16 protein-coding genes and 1 pseudogene are annotated in these 21716 nt (G+C 62.8%); 5 read left to right on the top strand and 12 right to left on the bottom strand.

The genetic code is table 11. From position 1 onward, the window contains the following. Positions 1-204 precede the first annotated feature (204 nt). Both AB8Z38_RS25160 and AB8Z38_RS25155 read left to right on the top strand, forming a co-directional pair. Positions 205-2423: pseudogene (locus tag AB8Z38_RS25160) on the top strand (acetate--CoA ligase family protein). Positions 2424-2520: 97 nt separating this feature from the next. Beyond that, positions 2521-3351 carry an MlaD family protein gene (locus AB8Z38_RS25155; RefSeq protein WP_369720444.1) on the top strand — a complete coding sequence of 277 codons (831 nt, stop codon included), beginning with the start codon at positions 2521-2523 and terminating at the stop codon, positions 3349-3351. Positions 3352-3419: 68 nt separating this feature from the next. Here the strand turns inward: AB8Z38_RS25155 and AB8Z38_RS25150 are convergent, their stop codons facing one another. From AB8Z38_RS25150 to urtA, 8 genes are all read right to left on the bottom strand, one after another. Next, positions 3420-4460 carry an aliphatic amidase gene (locus AB8Z38_RS25150; protein ID WP_369720443.1) on the bottom strand — a complete coding sequence of 347 codons (1041 nt, stop codon included), beginning with the start codon at positions 4458-4460 and terminating at the stop codon, positions 3420-3422. Between the two features lie 45 nt (positions 4461-4505). Beyond that, positions 4506-4883: a zinc ribbon domain-containing protein gene (locus AB8Z38_RS25145; protein WP_369720442.1), complete on the bottom strand. Its 378-nt coding sequence runs from the start codon at positions 4881-4883 to the stop codon at positions 4506-4508. Between the two features lie 92 nt (positions 4884-4975). Beyond that, positions 4976-6205 (bottom strand): formamidase, encoded by a 1230-nt coding sequence (gene fmdA, locus AB8Z38_RS25140; RefSeq protein ID WP_369720441.1) that lies wholly within the window; start codon positions 6203-6205, stop codon positions 4976-4978. Positions 6206-6232: 27 nt separating this feature from the next. Beyond that, positions 6233-6922 carry an urea ABC transporter ATP-binding subunit UrtE gene (gene urtE, locus AB8Z38_RS25135; protein WP_369720440.1) on the bottom strand — a complete coding sequence of 230 codons (690 nt, stop codon included), beginning with the start codon at positions 6920-6922 and terminating at the stop codon, positions 6233-6235. Positions 6923-7181: 259 nt separating this feature from the next. Beyond that, a complete protein-coding gene (urtD, locus tag AB8Z38_RS25130) occupies positions 7182-7937 on the bottom strand; it encodes an urea ABC transporter ATP-binding protein UrtD (RefSeq protein WP_369720439.1) in 756 nt (251 codons plus the stop codon). 172 nt (positions 7938-8109) lie between these two features. Next, positions 8110-9252 carry an urea ABC transporter permease subunit UrtC gene (gene urtC, locus AB8Z38_RS25125; RefSeq protein WP_369720438.1) on the bottom strand — a complete coding sequence of 381 codons (1143 nt, stop codon included), beginning with the start codon at positions 9250-9252 and terminating at the stop codon, positions 8110-8112. Positions 9253-9270: 18 nt separating this feature from the next. Beyond that, a complete protein-coding gene (gene urtB, locus AB8Z38_RS25120) occupies positions 9271-10197 on the bottom strand; it encodes an urea ABC transporter permease subunit UrtB (RefSeq protein ID WP_369720437.1) in 927 nt (308 codons plus the stop codon). Between the two features lie 149 nt (positions 10198-10346). Then, a complete protein-coding gene (gene urtA, locus AB8Z38_RS25115; RefSeq protein ID WP_369720436.1) occupies positions 10347-11606 on the bottom strand; it encodes an urea ABC transporter substrate-binding protein in 1260 nt (419 codons plus the stop codon). A 166-nt stretch (positions 11607-11772) separates the two neighbouring features. Between urtA and AB8Z38_RS25110 the strand changes: the two genes are divergently transcribed. Continuing rightward, positions 11773-15144, top strand: coding sequence for an ATP-binding protein (locus tag AB8Z38_RS25110; RefSeq protein ID WP_369720435.1), 3372 nt, complete (start codon positions 11773-11775; stop codon positions 15142-15144). After that, a complete protein-coding gene (locus tag AB8Z38_RS25105; RefSeq protein ID WP_369720434.1) occupies positions 15128-16057 on the top strand; it encodes a response regulator in 930 nt (309 codons plus the stop codon). Before AB8Z38_RS25110 ends, AB8Z38_RS25105 begins: the two co-directional genes overlap by 17 nt. Positions 16058-16280: 223 nt before the next feature. On the opposite strand, the gene AB8Z38_RS25100 is transcribed toward AB8Z38_RS25105, so the two are convergent. After that, positions 16281-17783 carry a flavin-containing monooxygenase gene (locus AB8Z38_RS25100; RefSeq protein ID WP_369720433.1) on the bottom strand — a complete coding sequence of 501 codons (1503 nt, stop codon included), beginning with the start codon at positions 17781-17783 and terminating at the stop codon, positions 16281-16283. A 123-nt stretch (positions 17784-17906) separates the two neighbouring features. Beyond that, positions 17907-18665 carry a trypsin-like serine protease gene (locus tag AB8Z38_RS25095; RefSeq protein WP_369720432.1) on the bottom strand — a complete coding sequence of 253 codons (759 nt, stop codon included), beginning with the start codon at positions 18663-18665 and terminating at the stop codon, positions 17907-17909. A 109-nt stretch (positions 18666-18774) separates the two neighbouring features. Here AB8Z38_RS25095 and AB8Z38_RS25090 point away from each other — a divergent pair, with 109 nt between their 5' ends. Beyond that, entirely contained in the window at positions 18775-19410 is a 636-nt protein-coding gene (locus AB8Z38_RS25090) for an HAD-IA family hydrolase (protein ID WP_369726601.1), read from the top strand. A gap of 122 nt (positions 19411-19532) precedes the next feature. On the opposite strand, the gene mtnA is transcribed toward AB8Z38_RS25090, so the two are convergent. Both mtnA and AB8Z38_RS25080 read right to left on the bottom strand, forming a co-directional pair. Further along, positions 19533-20642 carry an S-methyl-5-thioribose-1-phosphate isomerase gene (gene mtnA / locus AB8Z38_RS25085; protein WP_369720431.1) on the bottom strand — a complete coding sequence of 370 codons (1110 nt, stop codon included), beginning with the start codon at positions 20640-20642 and terminating at the stop codon, positions 19533-19535. Positions 20643-20660: 18 nt separating this feature from the next. After that, positions 20661-21536: an S-methyl-5'-thioadenosine phosphorylase gene (locus AB8Z38_RS25080; RefSeq protein WP_369720430.1), complete on the bottom strand. Its 876-nt coding sequence runs from the start codon at positions 21534-21536 to the stop codon at positions 20661-20663. Positions 21537-21716: the final 180 nt, after the last annotated feature.

Here is a 21716-nt window from a genome sequence, read left to right as displayed (position 1 = left end):
TCACCGGCGCGAGGATGCTGCCGAATGTTCGTCAGCGCGCCACAAGAATTGTCCGCACTTTCGCCAAAACTCCGGCGATGTTAGCGTTCTCGCGTGACGCCCCGCCATTCCGTCACGTGGCATTACGCTTCGCAAATGCCCTCGGCAGACATCGCACAAAACAGAACCACCGCCAGCAACAATAACAAAAGATGAGGATGCGTCATGGAAGCTCAAGCGCCCGCGGTTTCTCCGTCTCCCCGTTCATGGGCCCCGCGGCCGGACGCCAGCGACATCGTCAGGGGCATCCATGCCATGCTGCATCCGCGCAACATCGTGCTGGTGGGCGCGACCGACAAGCCGGGCAATTATGCCGAGCGCATCTGGAACAATCTGGTCAAATACGGCTTCGAGGGCGGGCTCTATCCGGTCAACGCCAAGCGCGACGCCATCTGGGGAGTGCCCTGCTACAAGGACTTTGCGAGCCTCCCGGAGAAGCCGGATCACGTCCTGGTGCTGGTGCCGGCGCGCTTTGCCGTGCAGGTGATCCGCGACGCCGCCGCCGCCGGCGCGCGATCCGCCACCATTGTCACCTCCGGCTTCAGCGAATTGCAGGATGAGGAGAGCCAGAAGCTCGCCGCGGAATTGCAAGCCGCGGTGCGCGAGACGGGCCTCGCGGTCACCGGTCCGAACTGCCTCGGCAATTTGAGCGCCGGTGAAAAGCTCTTCACCAACATCGACGACCGGATCGTCACCATGGAACAGGGCCCGGTGGCGATCGCCGGGCAGTCCGGCGCCATCGTCATGGCGATCCGCCAGGCGCTGGAAGATCGCGGCGTCGGTGTCGGCTACATGGTCACGACCGGCAACGAGGCCGGGCTCGAGACGCCGGACCTGATGCGCTATTTCGCAGAAGATCCGAGCATCAAGGTGATCGTGGTCTATCTCGAAGGCGTCCGCAACACCAAGGCATTCCGCGATGCCTGCAAGGCCGCGCGCGCCGCCAGCAAGCCGGTGATCGCGCTCAAGCTCGGATCGTCCGAGGGCGGCCGCGCCGCCGCGATGGCGCACACTGGAGCGCTCGCCGGCTCGATCGAGACGTTCGATGCGATCGCGACGCGCGAGGGCGTGATCTGCGTGGGCGGGCTGGACGAGCTGATCGAGACCACGGAATGCTTCGTTCACGCCGCGGTGCCCAAAGGCGACCGGCTTGCCGCGGTGACGTTGTCCGGCGGCAAGCGCGGCATGCTGATCGACGCCTTCTATGCGGCGGGCCTGAACTTCGCGCCGCTGAGCCCGCATGTCAGCTCGGAACTTGCAAAAATGCTCGGGCCGGGCTCGATCGTCGGCAACCCGCTCGACGCCGGCTTTGCCGCGGTGGTCGATCCCTCCGTCTACATGAGATCGATCAAGCTGATGATCGACGATCCCGACATCGACATCGTGATCGTCGATGCCGAGCTGCCAAAGGCCCCCATGAATTGCGCGAGCGCAATTTGCGCATCGTCGACGAGATGGCGAGCCGGGCTTCGAAGCCCGTGATCTATATCAGCGCGATGTCGATCGGCTTCACCGAGTTCACCAAGGGTTTGCGCAAATCCTTGCCGCACCTCGCCGTCATGCAGGGCATGGACCGCGCAGTCACTGCGATCAAATCGCTGCTCGACTATGCCAGGCTGCGCAAGGAAGTGCCTGATATCGTCTCCAGCTCGAAGCCTGCCGCGCGTGCCGTGCTGGAGAAGGCGCTGAGATCGGCGACCGGCGCCGCGCTCGACGAAGTCGCCTCGAAGAAGCTGCTGAAGGCTTACGGCATCCCGGTGTCGAAGGAGGGTATCGCGCAGACGGCGGCGGAGGCGGTGAAGATCGCCAAGCAGATCGGCTATCCGGTCGTGGCAAAAGTCGTCAGCGCCGAGATCCTGCACAAATCCGACATCGGCGGCGTGGTGCTGAACCTCAACAGTGCGGCCGAGGTGAAAAAGGCGTTTACGGACATCACGGCGCGGGTGAAGAAGCTGAAGGGCAAGCCGAAGCTCGATGGCATCCTGATCGCGCAGCAGGTCAAGGCCGATCTCGAGCTGGTGGTCGGCGCCTCGCTCGACGCCGAGATGGGGCCAGTCGTGCTGTTCGGCACCGGCGGCATCGACATCGAGCTGATGAAGGACGTGGCGCTTGCCGGCGCACCGCTGGACGAGACCGAGGCGCGGCTGCTGATCGGCCGCACCAAGGCCGGCGTCAAGCTGCGCGGCTATCGCGGCAAGCCGGCGTTGCACGAGCCCTCCGCGGTGAAGGCGCTGGTCGGCCTGTCCAACCTGATCGCGGATGCCGGCGACCGGATCGCCTCGATCGACGTCAATCCGTTCCTGATCAACCCCAGGACCGGCGTTGCGGTCGATGCGCTCATCGTGCTGAACAACGCTGCGGCCAAGCGCGCCGCCGGGCATTGAAGCCGTAGGGCGGATTTTAGAGCCAACCCGCCCTACTTAACATCACGACCGAAGCATCCTTCCAAACTCCCCGCTTTGGCCGTAGAATCACCCCTGTATGGCACGCGCGAGCAATCTGGTGATCGGGACGGCGACGCTGGCGGTGATCGCCGTGGCGTTCGGCGGCCTACTGGGCGTGCAGAAATGGCGGTCCATCCAGAGCCGCAGCCAGTTGCGCGTGGTGTTCGAAGGCGGTTCAGCCAGCGGCCTGCGCCGCGGCGGCCCGGTCAATTTCGACGGCGTGCCGGCGGGCCAGATCCTGTCGATCAAGCTGGACAACCCCCGCAAGGTGGTGGCGCTGGTGCTGCTCGACAATGCTGCGCCGATCCGCAAGGACACCGTGGCTGGCATCGAGTTCCAGGGCCTCACGGGCGTTGCCGCGGTCTCGCTGATCGGCGGCGCGCCGTCCGCGCCACCGGTGCCGCTGGACGAGGACGGCATCCCGGTGCTGACCGCCGACCTCAGCGATGCCGAAACCATCGTCGATACCCTGCACAGCGTCGACCGCACCATCGTCAGCAACGCGCCCGCGATCAAGGAGGGCCTGCGCACGTTCGAGGACTACACGGCCGATCTCAGAGGCAAGGGCGACGAGATCGACGCGGTCATGCTCAAGGTCGACAATGCGTTCGCGGGCTTCGACAAGGCGGTCACGAAGATCGAGAGCGTGGTGCCGGGCTTCGCCGACGGCAAGGCCGACGAGATGTTCGAGAAGATCAAGGAAATGCACGAGCTCGCCGACACCATGCGAAAGAAGTCGGCGAGCTACCTCGAGGACGGTCGCAAGACCCTGCTCGACATCAGCGAGGCCGCCAACAAGATGAGCGGGACACCCTCACCGCCCGTTGCCCCGCGCCCGCCGCGCAAGCCCACACAGCAGAAGCATTAAGAACATTGCGAGCCGGTTCTCCGAAAAGGGCGCACCATGCCTCTTGCCGGCGCAGCAGCAACAACAACCTAATAGTTGCTCGGCGCGGCCTCGTTCGGAATGCCGTCGATCGGACACTCGTCGGTCCCCGGCGTCGAGCGGGTCATCGCCTCGACCATGTCGCGGGTGCCTTCGGGATCGGCGATCCAGTTCTTGTAGAAATCGTACGGGCACGCCGCGACGCCGCGCGGGCTCTCGCCGGAATTGATCATCCCGGTGTAGCCGCGATGGACCAGCTTGTAGAGATGGTTCTGCGACTGGCCATTGCGGCGCGCATCGCGGATCAGATGTTTCGAGAGCTGGGCGTACTGGATGCCGTAATCCTCCTCGCCGCATTCGCCGAGGGTGCGGCCGTCGAAGCCGATGATCGCGGAGTGACCGAAATAGGAATAGACGCCGTCGAATCCGGCGGCGTTGGCCACGGCGACATAGACGTTGTTGGCCCACGCCATCGCCTTGGAAATCAGAATCTGCTGCTCCTTGGCCGGATACATGTAGCCCTGGCAGCGCACGATCAGCTCGGCACCCTTCATGGCGCAGTCGCGCCAGATCTCCGGGAAATTGCCGTCGTCGCAGATGATCAGGCTGACCTTCATCCCTTTCGGACCGTCGGAGACATAGGTGCAATTGCCGGGATACCAGCCCTCGATCGGCACCCACGGCATGATCTTGCGGTACTTCTGCACGATCTCACCCTTGTCGTTCATCAGGATCAGGGTGTTGTAGGGCGCCTTGTTCGGATGCTCCTCGTGGCGCTCGCCGGTCAGCGAGAACACGCCCCACACCTTGGCCTTGCGACAGGCTTCCGCAAAGATCGCGGTCTCTTCACCGGGCACCGCCGAGGCGGTCTCGTACATCTCCTTAGAATCGTACATGATGCCCTGGGTGGAATATTCCGGAAAAATCACCAGGTCCATGCCGGGCAGGCCGGCCTTCATGCCAACCAGCATGTCGGCGATCTTGCGGGCGTTGTCGAGCACCTCGGCCTTCGTGTGGAGGCGGGGCATCTTGTAGTTGACCACCGCGACACCGACGGTGTCGTTGCTGCTGGAAATGTCACCGTGAAGCATATTGCGCGCTCCTGTCTTTTTATTCGTCTGAGATTGCTGCGGGCGTTAGTGGCTGATCATCCAGGGCCGCGCGGTGGGAAAGCCCTTGGCACCGCTCCTGGTCTTGGTCACCAGCCGGCTCGGCTTGGTCTTGTCCGCCGAGCCCTTGTCTTTCACGGTCTTGCCCGACGAGCAGCAGCCGCAACCGGGCCCATGCGAGGCCCTGTATTGCGCGAGCGTCTGCGGCGCGTGCGTGCTGCGTTCGTTGACGGCATGCGCCTTGCGTTTCTCCGACGGCATGCAGAAGAAATTTGGTGCGGTCAGGATCACGCGCGGCGCCATCGTCTCGCAATGCGGACAGTTTTGCGGATCGTCGCATTCCGCCATCGGGCGCAAATCCTTGAACGGACCGCAATTGTCACAGAGATATTCATAGACCGGCATCGCTTCATCCCTACGCTAGTGCCTGTTCAACATGCTCCGCCGCGGATGCGGGGCGGCAAATCCGTGCCGTCCCACATCCCGTCGCGCAGGGACTATTTGTCGGGCGAGATCGGCATCTGGATATCGCCGGTGATATGCTTGATCGGGCCTGCCGACGACGGCATCACGTCGAAGTCGAAGATCTCGGTCGGCAGCCACAGCGTGGCGCAGGCGTTGGGCACGTCGACGACCCCGGAGATGTGGCCCTGGCACGGCGCGGTGCCGAGGATCGAATAGGCCTGGGCGCCGGAGTAGCCGAACTTCTTCAGATACTCGATGGCATTCAAGCAGGCCTGACGATAGGCGATGTGAACGTCGAGATAGTGCTGCTTGCCTTGTTCGTCGACCGAGATGCCCTCGAAGATCAGATAATCCTTGTAGTTCGGCGTGATCGGCGAGGGCTTGAAGATCGGGTTCTTGATGCCGTACTTCGCCATGCCGTCCTTGATCACCTCGACCTTCAGATGCAGCCAACCGGCCATTTCGATGGCGCCGCAGAAGGTGATCTCGCCGTCGCCCTGGCTGAAGTGCAGATCGCCCATCGAGAGGCCGGCGCCGGGCACGTAGACCGGGAAGTAGATCTTCGAGCCGCGCGACAGATCCTTGATGTCGCAATTGCCCCCATGCTCGCGCGGCGGCACGGTGCGCGCACCTTCTGCACCGATCTTGGCTTTCACATCGCCCTTGGCGCGGCCGCCATGCGCGGTCGCCGCAAATGGAGGATTGGCAAGTCCGGGCACGCGGGTCGGATCGGTCGAGATCAGCTCGGCCTCGCGCTTGTTCCAGGTCTCCAGCATCTTCGGATCGGGCAAACAACCGATTAGGCCGGGATGGATGAGGCCGGCGAAGTTCACGCCGGGGACGTGACGCGACGAGGTGTAGAGACCCTTGATGTCCCAGATCGACTTCTGCGCCAGCGGGAAGTGGTCGGTCAGGAAGCCGCCGCCGTTCTGCTTGGAGAAGAAGCCGTTGAAGCCCCAGAGACTCTCCTTCATCGGCCCGACGTCGAGCAGGTCGATCACCAGGAGATCACCGGGTTCGGCGCCCTTGACGCCAATCGGGCCCGAGAGGAAATGCACGATCGACAGATCGATGTCGCGCACGTCATCAGCGGAATCGTTGTTCTTGATGAAGCCGCCGGTCCAATCATAGGTCTCGATGATGAAATCGTCGCCGGGATTGACCCACGCCACGATCGGGATGTCGGGGTGCCAGCGGTTATGCACCATGTCATTATCGTAAGCCGACTTGGTGAGATCGACCTTGATCAGTGTCTCTGGCATCGAGATGCTCCCCTTTTACACGGTTGGTTAGACGGACAGATATTTCGAGACCTGCGCGGCATCGACGGCGTCGCGCGGGTCGTCGCGCACGATCTCGCCGTTCTCGATCACCAGCACGCGGTCGGCGATATCGAGCGCGAAGCTCAGGACTTGCTCGGACACGACGATCGACAGCCCCTTCTCGTCGCGGATGCGCTTCAGCGTGCGCGCCATCTCCTTGATGATCGAGGGCTGAATGCCTTCGGTCGGCTCGTCCAGCAGCAACACCTTGGGCTTGGTCGCGAGAGCGCGCGCGATCGCGAGCTGCTGTTGCTGGCCGCCGGAGAGATTGCCGCCACGACGGCCCTTCATCTCCAGCAGCACCGGGAATAGTTCGTAGATGTCCGCGGGGACTTCGGTGCCGCCGGAGACGACCAGACCGGTCTCGATGTTTTCCTTCACCGTCATGGTCGAGAAGATCATGCGGCCCTGCGGTACATAGGCGAGGCCCTTGGCGACGCGCTCATAGCTCGGCAGGCTGCCGAGCTCGGCGCCGTCCATGCTGACCGAGCCGCTCTTCGCCGGCAGGATTCCCATCAGCGATTTCATCAGCGTAGTCTTGCCCATGCCATTGCGGCCCATGATCGCCACGATCTCGTTGGCGGCGACCTTGACATTGAGCCCGTGCAGCACCTCGCTCTGGCCGTAGGCGACGTGAAGATCGGAGATTGCCAGCATTGCCGCGCTCCTAGATTGAGTATGAACTCTGGTGAAACAGCTCGGCCGCGAACTTCTTCCTTCTCCCCTTGTGGGAGAAGGCGGCGCGGACGAAGTCCGCGCCGGATGAGGGGTCTGCATCTGCCGACGCGAAAGGCAGTGTGATGTGTGGAGAGATACCCCTCACCCGGATCGCATCTGACGATGCAATCCGACCTCTCCCACAAGGGGAGAGGTGGACCGTCATTGCCGCTGCGAACTCATCCAACTTCGCCATATCTCAGTGCCCCAGATAGACTTCAATGACCTTGGGGTCGTTCTTCACCCTCTCCATCGTCCCCTCCGACAGGATCTGGCCCTGGTGGAGCACGGTGACCTTGTGCGCGATGTCCTCGACGAACTTCATGTCGTGCTCGATCACCAGCACCGAGCGATTCTTGATGATGCGGTTGAGGAGTTCGGCGGTCTTGGCGCGCTCGGAAACGCTCATGCCGGCGACGGGCTCGTCCAGCATCAAAAGGTCCGGGTCCTGGATCAGCAGCATGCCGATCTCGAGCCACTGCTTCTGGCCGTGGCTGAGCAAATCGGCATTCACGTTCAGCCGGTCCTTCAGGAAGATCATTTCGGCGACTTCATGCACCCGGTCGCGCACGGCGGCGTCGCGGGTGAAGGTCAGCGCACCGAACACGGAGCGGCCGCGCGGATAGGAGATCTCCAGATTCTCGAATACCGTGAGATCGTCGTAGATCGACGGGTTCTGGAATTTGCGGCCGACGCCGGTCTTGACGATCTCGTTTTCCTTCATCCGGGTCAGCTCCTTGCCGCGGAACTGGATCGAGCCGGACGTTGCTTTGGTCTTGCCGCAGATCAGGTCGAGCACGGTGGTCTTGCCGGCGCCGTTGGGACCGATGATGACGCGGATCTCGTTCTCGTCGACATAGAACGAGAGGTCGTTGACCGCCTTGAACCCGTCGAACGACACGGTGAGTGCCTCGACCGCGAGCAGGAATTCCTTGGGCTGATGACCAATGAGCATGACCTATCTCCTCACTGTCAGCGTGGCATCGGCATCGTGATGACCGACGAGCATGACCTATCTCCTCACTGTCAGCGTGGCATCGGCATCGTGATGACCGACGAGCATGACCTATCTCCTCACCGCCAGCGTGGTATCGGCATCGTGATGACCTATGAGCATGATGATCTCCTCACTCTGCCGGCGCGCCGTCGGCGACCGAGCTGTCGGTCCAGCCTTCGGGCTTGGGGTTGCGCGAGGAGATCAGGCGGTCGATGCGCGGCTGCACATAATCGCCCCAGATCCCGGCAAGGCCGTTCGGGAACGCGAGGACGACGGCGATGAACAGCCCGCCCAGTCCGAACAGCCACAATTCGGGAAAGGTCTCCGACAGGCTGGTCTTGGCGAAATTGACCAGCAGCGTGCCGTAGACTGCGCCCAGGATCGACAACCGGCCACCGACCGCGGTGTAGATCACCATTTCAATCGACGGCACGATGCCGACAAAGGACGGCGACATGAATCCGACATTGAGCGCGAACATGGCGCCGCCGATCGCGGCGAACACCGCGGCGATACAGAAGGCGAAGATCTTGAAGTTCGCGACGCTATAGCCCGAGAAGCGGACCCGGTCCTCTTTCTCGCGCATCGCCACCAGGATGCGCCCGAGCTTGGAGTGCCGGATGAATTGCGCGATCATGATGCAGACGAGCAGGCATCCGACCTCGAAGAAGTACAGCACGATTTTGGCGTGATCGGGCCGGATATCCCACCCCTTCAGCGTCCGCAGATCCGTCATGCCGTTGATGCCGCCGGTGTAGCCCTGCTGTCCCACGATCAGGATGGTGAGGATGGCCGCGACCGCCTGGGTGATGATGGCGAAGTAGGTGCCGCCGACCCGGCGCTTGAACATCGCGGTGCCGATGATCAGGGCGAAGATGCCGGGCACCAGGATGATGGCGGCGATGGTGAAGGTGAGGCTGTGAAAGGGCTTCCAGAACAGCGGCAGCGAGGTGATCTGATTCCAGTCCATGAAGTCGGGAATGCCGGGGGTGGATTGGATCTTCGTGTTCTCCACGCTCGATGCCTCGAGCTTGAGGAACATCGCCATGCAGTAGCCGCCGAGCCCGAAGAACACGCCCTGGCCGAGGCTGAGAATGCCGCCATATCCCCAGCAGACCACCAATCCGAGCGCGACGAAGGCATAGGTCAGATATTTGGCGACCAGATTGAGCCTGAAGACATCGAGCGTGAGCGGCAGAACCAGGACCAGGAACACCGCAAGCAACAGAATTCCGATCAGCTCCGATCGATTGAAGAAGCGATTGTCGGTCATTGCATCAGCCTCGATTTCTCACTTGCGAACCTTGAGGGCGAACAGCCCTTGCGGCCGCAGCATCAGGATTCCGACGACGGCGAGCAGCGTCAGCACCTTGGCCATCGAACCCGACATGAAGAACTCGAGGGTGGATTGCGTCTGCGAGATCGAGAAGGCCGAAGCGATGGTGCCGACCAGGCTCGCGGCGCCGCCGAACACCACCACCAGGAACGTGTCGACGATGTAGAGCTGTCCGGAGGTCGGCCCGGTCGAGCCGATCATGGTGAAGGCGCTGCCGGCTACTCCGGCGATGCCGCAACCGAGGCCATAGGTATAGCGATCGACTTTTTCCGTATTGATGCCGACCGCGCCGGCCATGGTGCGGTTCTGGACCACCGCGCGCACCTGGCGGCCCCAGCGCGATTTGTACATCACGTAGGCGACGGAGATGGTGATGAGGACGGTGAGGCACATCACGAAGACGCCGTTGATCGGCACTTCGATGCTGTCGGTCACATGCAGCGAGCCCAGCATCCACTGCGGCAGCTCGACGCCGACCTCACGCGCACCGAACACCGAGCGATAGGCCTGCTGCAAGATCAGGCTGAGCCCCCAGGTGGCAAGCAGCGTGTCGAGCGGACGCTTGTAGAGATGCCGTATCAGCACCCATTCGACCAGCATTCCCAGCGCACCGGATGCGATGAAGGCCAGGATCATGGCGAGGAAGAAGTAGCCGCTGAACAGGCTCGGCAAATAGGACTGAAAGACATTCGAGGTCATCCAGGTGACGTAGGCGCCGAGGATCATGAACTCGCCATGGGCCATGTTGATGACGCCCATCTGGCCGAAGATGATGGCGAGACCCAGCGCCATCAGGACGTAGACCGAGAACAGGATCAGCCCTGCAAAACCCTGCATGACGAAGATGGAGCCAAGGTCACCAAGCGAGTAGTCGCCGAACATCGATGTCCTCCGTCGGGGATGAAGGTCCCGCGTCGCGAGCAGATTCGCGACGCGGGGGTCTTGGGCGTGGATTTGCTGTTCACGCCAGGGAGAGGTTTTGCGTTGAGGAAAGCGGCGACGAACGCCGCGTCTCGTACGGATAACCGGTCTTACTGGTACCCCTTGGGGAACGGATCCGGCTCGACGAGATCGGCGGTCTCGTAGATCAGCTCGAACTGGCCATCGAGCTTGGCGCGTCCTACCCGGGTCTTCGACCAGAGGTGATGATTTTCGTGGATGCGCACATAGCCTTCCGGAGCGCCCTTGAACTCCACGCCGGGTGAAGCCGCGGCGATCTTGTCGACGTCGAACGAACCGGCCTTTTCCACCGTCAACTTCCACAGCCACGGGCCGAGATAGGCAGCCTGGGTGACGTCTCCGATCACCGTCTTCTCGCCCCACATCTTCTTGAATGCGGGCACGAAGGCCTTGTTGTTCGGATTGTCGAGCGACTGGAAGTACTTCATGCAGGCATAGGCGCCTGCGATGTTCTCGCCGCCGATGCCGTCGATTTCGTCCTCGGTCACCGAGATCGTCAGCAGCGCCTGCTTGGAAAGGTCGATGCCGGCGGCCTTGAGCTGCTTGTAGAACGCGACGTTGGAGCCGCCGACGACGTCGGTGAAGATCACGTCGGGCTTGGTCAGCTTGATCTTGTTGATGACCGAATTGAACTGGGTGTTGCCGAGCGGATAATATTCTTCGCCGACGACCTTGCCTTTCAGCACGTTTTCGACGTGCTTGCGCGCGATCTTGTTCGAGGTGCGCGGCCAGATGTAGTCGGAGCCGACGAAGAAGAACGACTTCGCGCCCTTTTCCTTGGCGATCCAGTTCAGACCGGCGAGAATTTGCTGGGTCGCCTCCTGTCCCGTGTAGATCACGTTCTTGGACTGCTCGAGACCTTCGTAGAAGGTCGGGTAGTAGAGCATGCCGTTGTACTGCTCCATGACCGGCAGCACCGCCTTGCGCGAGGCCGAGGTCCAGCAGCCCATGATCGCCGCGACCTTGTCGTTGACCAGCAGCTTCTTGGCTTTTTCCGCAAAGGTCGGCCAGTCGCTGGCGCCGTCTTCCTGAATGAACTTGATCTTGCGCCCGAGCACGCCGCCCATGGCGTTGATCTGCTCGATCGCAAGCTTTTCCGCCTCGATCGAACCGGTTTCGGAGATGGCCATCGTGCCGGTAGCGGAGTGTAGGATACCGACGGTCACCTCGGTGTCGGTGACCGCAAGGCCGGTGGTGTTGACGGCCGAGGTCGCGGGAGCCTGTGCGAAAGACGCCCGCGGCAGCATCGTGATGGCCGGGATGGCCGCCATTCCCATCAATAGTTTGCGCCGCAGCGGCGACATTAGGCCCTTGTTGGCTTCGTCTGACATGAGCACCCCACTTTTGTTCGAGGACACGCGATTGGTCCGGTGAGGATGGCTCGAATTTGTGCACCGCAAGGATACGCAAGATCGCGTATATTGCACCGCAAAATGCCGACGTAGGCTTTTGGTACGGGAATTGCGAGGGCCCGGGTCGGTATCGGGGGTGGGTTCAGTGGCAGGGCGGCAGCGAATAGACCGCGTCAGGCGCCAGTACAACCAATGGGTCGCCAACCAGACGCTGGAAGACTACGCGCTGCGCTTCACCGCCAAGAGCGCGCGTCGTTGGTCTGCCGCCCGCGTTGCCAACACCGCAATCGGTGCAATCTCGTTCCTGGTGCTGGAGGCGATCGGCGGCACCATCACGCTCAATTACGGCGTCACCAACGCAGCCGCCGCGATCCTCGTCGTCTCTACCATCATCTTCTTCTGCGGCGTTCCGATTGCCTATTATGCAGCCAAATGCGGCATCGACATTGACCTGCTCACGCGCGGTGCCGGCTTCGGCTATATCGGCTCAACCGTCACCTCGCTGATCTACGCCTCATTCACCTTCATCTTCTTCGCAATCGAGGCGGTGATCCTGGCGACCGCGCTGGAGATGTGCCTGGGCATTCCGCGCCCGATCGGCTACCTCATCAGCGCGATCGCGATCATCCCGCTCGTGACCTACGGCATTACGCTGATCAGCCGCTTCCAGCTCTGGACGCAGCCACTCTGGGTTGTGCTGCACATCCTGCCCTTCGCAGCGATCGCGTGGGCCAGCCCGCGCTCCTTCACGGAATGGCACAAATTCGCCGGAGAGCACGGCGACGTCGCTGGCCATTTCGATCTGTTGCTGTTCGGTGTCGCGTCCTCGGTGGTGTTCTCGCTGGTGGCGCAGATCGGCGAGCAGGTCGACTTCCTGCGATTCCTGCCGCGCGACCGCCGCACCTCCAAGGCGTCGTGGTGGATCGCGCTGATGAGCGCGGGGCCGGGCTGGATCGTGCTCGGCGCGCTGAAACTGCTGGCCGGTTCCTTTCTCGCGTTCTTCGCGCTGAGCCACGGCGTGCCGCCAGAAGAGGCCGCCGAGCCCGCCCATATGTATCTCGTGGCGTTTCGCTACGTGCTGTCGGATCCGGACCTCGCGCTGGCGTTGACCGGCTTTTTCGTCGTGCTGTCGCAGATCAAGATCAACGTCACCAATGCCTATGCCGGCTCGATTGCCTGGTCGAATTTCTTCTCGCGCCTGACGCACAGCCATCCCGGTCGCGTGGTCTGGCTGGTGTTCAACGTGATGGTGGCGCTGCTCCTGATGGAGATCGGCGTCTACAAGGCGCTGGAGCAAACCCTGGCGCTCTACTCAAACGTCGCGATTGCCTGGGTCGGTGCGCTGGTATCCGATCTCGTCATCAACAAGCCGCTTGGGCTCCGCCCGCCGCAGATGGAATTCAAGCGGGCGCATCTCTACGACATCAATCCGGTCGGCGTTGGTGCGATGACGCTCGCGATCATCGTCTCGATCGCAGCGTTCTACGGCCTGTTCGGCCCGACCATGAAGGCGCTCGCCGCCTTCGTCGCACTGACAGTGGCGTTCGTCACCGCGCCTGTTATTGCCTGGCTCACTGACGGCAAATACTACATCGCGCGCAAGCCGAAGCGGAGCTGGGCGAATGTCGAGGCGATCCAGTGCTGCATCTGCGAGCATACGTTCGAACCGGAGGACATGAGCGCCTGCCCCGCCTATGCGGGACCGATCTGCTCGCTGTGCTGCTCGCTCGACGCCCGCTGCCACGATCTGTGCAAGCCGCACGCGCGGATCCAGATGCAATTCTCGGAAGCGCTCGGCAAGATTCTGCCGCAGCCCATCTATCAGCGCATCAACTCGCAGTTCGGCCACTATATCGGCGTGTTCGTCGTCTCCGCCGGGCTCGTCGCGCTCGTGCTCGGACTGATCTACCTGCAAACCTCGGCAAGCGTGCATGGCGAGAACTCGCTCGTCTCCAATGTGCTCTGGAAGGTGTTCTTCTCGCTGAGCATCATCATCGGCGTGGTCGCCTGGCTGTTCGTACTGGCGCAGCAGAGCCGCCGCGCCGCGGAGGCCGAGACGCGGCGACAGACCACGCTGCTGATCCAGGAGATCGACGCCCACAAGCGCACCGACGCCGCGCTCCAGCGCGCCAAGGAGGTCGCCGAGTCCGCCAACCTCGCCAAGAGCCGTTATGTGGTCGGGCTGAGCCACGAACTGCGCTCACCCCTGAACGCCATCAGCGGCTATGCCCAGCTGCTCGAACAGGATTCGACGCTGCCCGCCAAGCCGCGCGACCAGGTCCGCGTCGTGCGCCGCAGCGCCGATCATCTCTCCGGCCTGATCGACGGCATTCTGGACATCTCCAAGATCGAGGCGGGACGGCTGTATTTGTCGCGCGACGAGGTCCGGCTGAGCGAGTTCCTCGACCAGCTCGTCGGCATGTTCCGCCTCCAGGCCGGCGCCAAGGGCATCGACTTCGTCTTCAGGCGTCCTCCGACCTTGCCGACGGTCGTCTATGCCGACGAGAAGCGGCTGCGTCAGGTCCTGATCAACCTCCTGTCCAACGCGATCAAATTCACCCGGACCGGCAGCGTGCAATTTGTCGTGCACTATCGCAGTCCCGTCGCCGAGTTCGAGGTGACCGATACCGGACCCGGCATCCGGGGCGACGATCTCGAACGCATCTTCGCGCCGTTCGAGCGCGGCGCACTCGGGGTCTCGCAACCGCAGACCGGGACGGGCCTGGGCCTCACCATCAGCCGGCTGCTCGCCGGCGTGATGGGCGGCGACATCAAGGTCACCAGCACGGTTGGCCACGGCAGCACATTTAGAGTGAAGATGCTGCTGTCGGAGGTCACCAACCCCAGGCGCACTGCGCCCGTTGAGGCGCCGGTCGCCGGCTATCACGGCGCGCGCAAGACCATCCTCGTCACCGACGACGATCCCGTACATCGCGACCTCCTGCGCGAAGTCCTGGCCCCGCTGGGCTTCATCCTGCTCAGCGCCGCCGACGGACCGGGCTGCCTGGCGCTGGCGCAGCATTGCCGGCCCGATCTGTTCCTGCTCGATATCTCGATGCCGGGCATGGACGGCTGGACTGTGGCCGAATCATTGCGCGCAAGCGGACATCACCAGGCGCGCATCCTGATGGTCTCGGCGAGCGCGCTGGAGGCCCACGGCACGCCGCTGGCACAGCCTTTCCACGACGGCTACCTGATGAAGCCGATCGACATCCCGCGGCTTCTGGAAACGATCCGCCAGCTTCTCAGGATCGAATGGCAATACGGTTCCGACGAGATCCTCGTGCCGCTCTGGCAGCCGGAAAGCGGCTCCCGGCCGCCGGTCAGGCACATCGAGGCGCTGATCGGGCTCGGCCGGATCGGCTATGTCAAGGGCATCCAGTTGAAGCTGGACGAGATCGGCAGCGAACATCCGGAGCATGCCGACTTCGTCGCGCAAATGCGATCCCTGGTCGATCGCTTCGACCTCGACCAGTACATGAGCACATTGAAGACATTGCATGCGTATGAACACTGAGCCGAAAAAGCGCGACGTCGCGTTGGTCGTCGACGATTCTCCGGAGACGCTGCGGCTGCTCACCGACGCGCTCGATGGCGCGGGGATGACGGTGATGGTCGCGCTCGACGGCGCGGCCGCAATGCGCATCGTCGAACAGATCACGCCCGACATCGTGCTGCTCGACGCCGTGATGCCCGGCATTGACGGATTCGAGACCTGCCGGCGCCTGAAGCGCGATGCGGGGTTCGCCAATATTCCCGTGATCTTCATGACGGGCCTGGCCGAAACCGAGCATATCGTGCGCGGACTTGAAGCCGGCGGCGTCGACTACGTCGCCAAGCCAATCGTGATCGAGGAGATGCTGGCGCGCATTCGCGTCCATCTCGGCAATGCGCGGCTGACCCAGAGCGCGCGTGCGGCGCTCGATGTCTCCGGACGCTTCCTGTTCGCGGTCAACCGCAAGGGAAACCTGCTCTGGGCGACCCCGCAGGCGCAGAAGCTGCTTGCCGATCACCAAGGCGCGCAGGCCGATGACGACTTCGTGCTGCCGCCATCTCTGCTGCAATGGCTGGAGCAGGCGAAAAGCAAGGGCAGCTCGAAGTCGCAGCCGGCCTCCCTGCCCGACAATGCGCAACTCCGGCTCTACTACGTCGGCGAGACCGCGCCGAACGAGTTCCTGCTGCGGCTCTCCCGGGAGGCCGGCACTGCGCTGCCGCCCGAATACACCAGCGAACTCGGCCTCACCACCCGCGAGGGCGAGGTGCTGGCGTGGCTCAGCAAAGGCAAGACCAACCGGGACATCGCGCAGATCCTGGGATTGAGCCCGCGCACCGTCGACAAGCATCTGGAGCAGATTTACGCGAAGCTTGGCGTGGAAAACAGGACGGCGGCCGCGGCCATTGCCACGAACGCGATGCGCAGGAATTCGTAACCGCGTTGGGAATGAGTTGAGACGCAGCCCGCCCAGAAAGATGGTGTCATCCCGGCGAAGGCTGGGACCCATAGCCACAAGGCAAAGTTTGGCGACGACTAGTCGTTCGGTACGACGACCATCCGCGACCGATGGATTCCGCGGTATGGGTCCCGGCCTTCGCCGGGACGACACGAGTTTGTGGCGGCCATTGGCCTGATTCAGCAACCCACCACAAGGCACCTCACCCATACACGAACGCCGCATCATCCAGATCCGTTTTCGGGATTTCGTCCTTCTCGGTCCAGTAATCCTGACTGTGCTGCCATTCCGGCTTGTCGCCGCGCTTGGGCAACAGGTCCATGTTGCGCATCATGTAACCGGGGTTGAAGTTTTCCGGATCGATCCAGGGCAGGATCGGCATGTTGTGGTCTTCAGGCCGCAAGCTCACCTCGACTTTTTTGCTGCCCTTCGCCTTCATATGCCCGAGCAGGCGACAGACGAAATCGGCGACAAGGTCGACACGCAACGTCCAGCTGGCGCGGAAATAACCAAACACCCAGACCATGTTCGGCACGCCCGTGAACATCATGCCGCGATAAGTCACGGTGTCGCCGAACGCGAGCGGCTTGCCATCGATCTCGAAGGCGATGTCGCCGAGCGCGGCGAGATTGAAGCCGGTGGCGGTGACGATGATGTCGGCTTCGAGCAGCTTGCCTGATTTGAGCTGGATGCCGTTCTCGACGAAGCATTCGATCTCGTCGGTGACGACGGAGGCCTTGCCACTGGCAATCCCCTTGAACAGATCCGCATCCGGCACGAACGCAATGCGCTGCCGCCACGGCCGGTAGCTCGGGGTGAAGTGCGTTTCGACGTCGTAGTCCGGCCCGAGGACCGCGCTGATCTGTCCTATCAATTCCTTTTTCACTTGCTCGGGCTTGCTCAGGCAGAGCTTCGTGAACGCATCCTGCTCGAACAGTATCTTGCGCCGCACGATCTCGTGGATCCAGGCCTCGTCGACCTGGAGCCTGCGCAGCTCCTCGGCGATCTCGATCGCATTGCGGCCGAGTCGGAAATAGGTCGGCGAACGCTGCAGCATGGTGACATGCCCACATTTGTCCGCGATGTTCGGCACCAGCGTCGCCGCGGTTGCGCCCGAGCCGATCACGACAACCTTCTTGCCCGCAAGGTCGATGTCATCCGGCCATGTCTGAGGATGGACGACGCGGCCCTTGAAGCGGTCGGCGCCCTTCCATTGCGGCGTGTAGCCCTCGGAATGGCGATAGTAACCCTGGCACATCCAGAGGAAGTTCGCGGTGAAGGTCTTGGCTTCGCTCGTGTCGGTCGTCACCGCCTCAATGGTCCAGAGATTTTGCTCGCTCGACCAGCTCGCGGAGTTGATCTTGTGCTTGTAGCGGATATGTCTGGCGATATCGTTTTCGTCGATCACCTCGTTCATGTAGGCGAGGATTTCCTCGGCGGTCGCGATCGGCGGGCCAACCCAAGGCTTGAAGCTATAGCCGAAGGTGTGGAGGTCACTGTCCGACCGAATGCCAGGATAGCGATGCGTGATCCACGTGCCGCCGAACGTCGCCTGGGTCTCCAGGACGACGTAGCTCGTCCCCGGAAGCTGCTTTGCGACATGATAGGCGCTGCCGATACCGGAGATCCCGGCACCGACGATCAGCACGTCGAAATGTTCTGAAGCTTGCTTGGCCGTAGCGTGACTGCGAACAGCGACATTCATTGTTGCTTCTATGCCTCGTGGCTTTTAGGCCGTCCTTGACCGGACAGCGCGTTTCCTCCGCGAAGGGCATGGTCGCTCCTCGCGCTTCCGCTGCAAAATGACATAGATCAGGTCGCGGTCAAATCACAGCGCCGCACCCCAGCTCCGCGCGGTCTGCAAGATCCAGTCGCGATAGAGCGTGAGGGGTGTAACCCCGGTCAAGCCGCCGCAGCCGGCGGCGCCGTTCGGCCCGGTCGACCAGCTAATGACACCGACAAGCACGGCACCGTTCGGTCTGTCCTCGAACACGGGGCCGCCGGAATCGCCGGTGCAGGCGCCGATTCCGTCGCGAACACCGTTGGTTAGGGGATCGACCAGCCGGATCTGCAACGTGCCGGGCTGGCCGGTGGCGACGAGTGCGGCGACGCGAATCGTGCCGCCGCTTTTTCCCTCACCGCGCACGGTGACGCCAATGCCTGCGATGGTGAAACGGCTGCCGACCTGAATTGGAATATTCGGCGAGCCAACCGGCACCGTCGATTTTCCCTTCAGTGGAATATCGAGTTGCAGCAGCGCCACGTCGGCGGTAGCGCGATGCGCCTGCATCGCCTGCATGTTGAAACTGGGATGGATCGCGACGCTCCGCACGTTCAGCAGTTGCGGCTTACCATCGGCGCCATAGTCGACGATCTTGTAGTCGGCGCCGGGCTGTACGCAATGGGCGACGGTGAGCACCAGCTTCGGCGCAATCACGCTTCCGGTGCAGAAATTGCCGCGCGACCCGACGATGGTGACGACTGCGCGTGCAACGCCATCGGCCTGCGGCGTGCCACCGCCGACAATGGCGTGAGCGGGCGTCGTGAACAGCAGCGCGGCAGCGATCAGCGTTGCGACATTCTTCATGGGAACAGATCTCGGCACTCGAATCGGCCAGGACCCGGGATTGCTTCAGGCTGGCTCTCGCCGATACCCCATGCTAGCCGTCTTGGAAAGAATGAACGAGGGCAGGACATTGGCGATCGAGGCTGTGATCTTTGATTTTGGCGGCGTGTTGACGAGCTCGCCGTTCGAGGCGTTCGCGCGATTCGAGACCGAGCGCGACCTGCCCGTCGATATCATCCGGCGCACCAATGCTGCCAACCATCTGGAAAATGCCTGGGCGAAATTCGAGCGCGCCGAGGTCGACATCGACACCTTTGACACATTGTTTGCCGCGGAATCGCTTGCACTCGGCGCGGAAGTGCGTGGCCGCGAGGTGCTGCCGCTGCTTCAGGGCGATCTGCGCCCCGAAATGGTCGAAGCCTTGAAACGCATCAAGGCGCAATTCAAGACCGGCTGCATCACCAACAATCTTCCGGCCAACGCAATCGGCAGCCTGACCGGACGCACGCTTTACGTCGCCGAAGTGATGGCGTTGTTCGACTACGTCATCGAGTCCGCCAAGATCGGACTGCGCAAGCCCGACCCGCGCATTTATCGGACGATGGTCGAGGCGCTGAAGGTCGATCCGAAGAATTGCGTCTATCTCGACGATCTCGGCGTCAATCTGAAGCCCGCGCGCGACATGGGCATGACCACAATCAAGGTGGCCAGCGGCGCTCAGGCGATCGCCGAGCTTGAGGCCGCGACGGGGTTGAAGCTGAGCTAGCGCGTCATACTCCGTCATTGCGAGCGCAGCGAAGCAATCCAGACTGTTTCCGCAGAGGGATGCTGGATTGCTTCGCTGCGCTCGCAATGACGAGATTGGGGCGACGGTTCTCGCCAGGCGCGCTACTCCGCCGCAATTGCAACCCGCTCCGGGAACGCCGCCGCGAGCGAGGCGCGGTCGGGCTTCAACACACCGCGTTCGGTGATGAGGCCTGTGACGAGACGCGCCGGAGTGACGTCGAAAGCGTAATTCGCGACCGGCGAGCCGTCCGGCACAATGCGCACCGTCTCAAGCCTTCCATCCGCGGTACGGCCCGTCATGTCGGTGACTTCAGTGCCGCTGCGCTGCTCGATCGGAATGTCGCGAACGCCGTCATTGACGGCAAAATCGATCGTTGGAGACGGCAGCGCGACATAGAACGGCACGTTATTGTCGTGCGCGGCGAGCGCTTTCAGGTACGTGCCGATCTTGTTGCAGACATCGCCATTGGCGGCGACGCGATCAGTGCCGACGATGGCGAGATCGACCATGCCGTGCTGCATCAGGTGTCCGCCGGTATTGTCGGGGATCACGGTGTGCGGCACGCCGTGATGGCCGAGCTCCCACGCCGTGAGCGAGGCGCCCTGGTTGCGCGGCCGCGTCTCGTCGACCCAGACATGGACTTTGATCCCGCGCTCATGCGCGAGATAGATCGGCGCCGTCGCCGTGCCCCAATCGACGGTCGCGAGCCAGCCGGCGTTGCAATGGGTCAACACGTTGACCGTCTCGCCCGGCTTCTTCTTCGCTAAGATTGCCTCGATCAGCGCCAGACCATTGCCGGCAATGGCGCGGTTGATTTCGACGTCCTGCTCGACGATCTCGTCGGCGCGTGCGTAGGCGGCTTCCGCCCGTTCCACCGGATCGATCGGCGCGAGCGTCGCGCCCATCTCGTCCAGCGCCCATTTCAGATTGATCGCAGTCGGCCGCGCCACGACAAGCGTCTCGTAGGCGCGCTTAAGTCCGGCATCGGAAGCATCCTCACGCATGGCAAGCGCCATGCCGTAAGCTGCCGTCGCGCCGATCAGCGGCGCCCCACGCACCAGCATGTCGCGGATTGCCACCGCCGCGTCGTCACACGAGGTCAGGCGCGCGACGACAAACTCGTGCGGCAGCCTGCGCTGGTCGATCGCGCCGACCGACCAGCCGTCGCGCTCGCGCCAGATGCTGCGGAAATGTTTGCCGTCGACCTTCATGGCATTCTGCCTTTCGTATCACGCTCGCAGGATACGGCCCGCCACAGCGTCGAGCTTCTTCAACAGCTCCGGATCACGCGCCTCGGGCGCGGTGATCAGCGCTGTATCGAGCGCGCAGTCCGAGCCGATCGGACACGGCTCGTGCTCGCGCGGGAAATCCTTTGCCAACCGCGCCACCAGTGCTTTCGCCTTGTCGGCGTTGGAACTCAGCACGCGGATAATGTCCTGGACGGTGACGGCGTCGTGATCGGGATGCCAGCAATCGAAATCCGTCACCATCGCGACGCTGGCGTAACAGATCTCCGCCTCGCGCGCGAGCTTCGCTTCGGGCATGTTGGTCATGCCGATCACGGAATAGCCCAGCGTCTTGTAGGTCATGCTCTCCGCGTAAGTGGAGAATTGCGGCCCTTCCATGCAGACATAGGTGCCGCCGCGCGCAATCGCGATCTCTTCGGCCTCGGCCGCGGCGGCAAGATGGATGCGAAGCCGCGGCGAGACCGGATGGGCCATCGAGACATGGGCGACGCAGCCTCTGCCGAAGAACGAGCTCTCGCGCTTGTGAGTGCGGTCGACGAACTGGTCGACAAGGACGAAGGTCCCCGGCGGCATCTCCTCCTTGAAGGAGCCGCAGGCCGAGAGCGAGATCAGATCGGTGACGCCGGCGCGCTTCAGCACGTCGATATTGGCGCGGTAGTTGATGTCGGAGGGCGACAGCCGATGGCCCTTGTCGTGCCGCGGCAGGAACACGATCGGCAACCCGGCGATGGTGCCGCGCCGCAAGGGCGCCGACGGCTCGCCCCAGGGGCTCTGGATCGCCTCTTCGTGCGCGCCCGCGAGTCCCGGCAAGTCGTAAATGCCGGAGCCGCCGATGATGCCCAATACCGCCTGCGTCATGCCTGCTCCACCGTTCGCCACGTGCGACATGGTTAAGCTATGCCAGTTTTGCGGCGGTTTTGGAACGGGGGTGGTGGGTATCGATGCCGTGAGGGGCGCAAAGCGCTCGCCACACATTCGGTGTCGTCTCGGCGAAGGCCGGGACCCATACCGCAGAATCTATCAATCGCGGATGGTGTC

It is taken from the genome of Bradyrhizobium sp. LLZ17 (assembly GCF_041200145.1).
In the GTDB taxonomy this organism is placed as follows: Bacteria; Pseudomonadota; Alphaproteobacteria; order Rhizobiales; family Xanthobacteraceae; genus Bradyrhizobium.
This window is presented reverse-complemented; position numbering and strand designations above follow the sequence as displayed.

Coding starts and splice junctions, on each gene's coding strand:
- AB8Z38_RS25155 (WP_369720444.1), top strand. CDS start 2,521: ATGGCACGCGCGAGCAATCTGGTGATCGGGACGGCGACGCTGGCGGTG.
- AB8Z38_RS25150 (WP_369720443.1), bottom strand. CDS start 4,460: ATGCTTCACGGTGACATTTCCAGCAGCAACGACACCGTCGGTGTCGCG.
- AB8Z38_RS25145 (WP_369720442.1), bottom strand. CDS start 4,883: ATGCCGGTCTATGAATATCTCTGTGACAATTGCGGTCCGTTCAAGGAT.
- fmdA (WP_369720441.1), bottom strand. CDS start 6,205: ATGCCAGAGACACTGATCAAGGTCGATCTCACCAAGTCGGCTTACGAT.
- urtE (WP_369720440.1), bottom strand. CDS start 6,922: ATGCTGGCAATCTCCGATCTTCACGTCGCCTACGGCCAGAGCGAGGTG.
- urtD (WP_369720439.1), bottom strand. CDS start 7,937: ATGCTCATTGGTCATCAGCCCAAGGAATTCCTGCTCGCGGTCGAGGCA.
- urtC (WP_369720438.1), bottom strand. CDS start 9,252: ATGACCGACAATCGCTTCTTCAATCGATCGGAGCTGATCGGAATTCTG.
- urtB (WP_369720437.1), bottom strand. CDS start 10,197: ATGTTCGGCGACTACTCGCTTGGTGACCTTGGCTCCATCTTCGTCATG.
- urtA (WP_369720436.1), bottom strand. CDS start 11,606: ATGTCAGACGAAGCCAACAAGGGCCTAATGTCGCCGCTGCGGCGCAAA.
- AB8Z38_RS25105 (WP_369720434.1), top strand. CDS start 15,128: ATGCGTATGAACACTGAGCCGAAAAAGCGCGACGTCGCGTTGGTCGTC.
- AB8Z38_RS25100 (WP_369720433.1), bottom strand. CDS start 17,783: ATGAATGTCGCTGTTCGCAGTCACGCTACGGCCAAGCAAGCTTCAGAA.
- AB8Z38_RS25095 (WP_369720432.1), bottom strand. CDS start 18,665: ATGAAGAATGTCGCAACGCTGATCGCTGCCGCGCTGCTGTTCACGACG.
- mtnA (WP_369720431.1), bottom strand. CDS start 20,642: ATGAAGGTCGACGGCAAACATTTCCGCAGCATCTGGCGCGAGCGCGAC.
- AB8Z38_RS25080 (WP_369720430.1), bottom strand. CDS start 21,536: ATGACGCAGGCGGTATTGGGCATCATCGGCGGCTCCGGCATTTACGAC.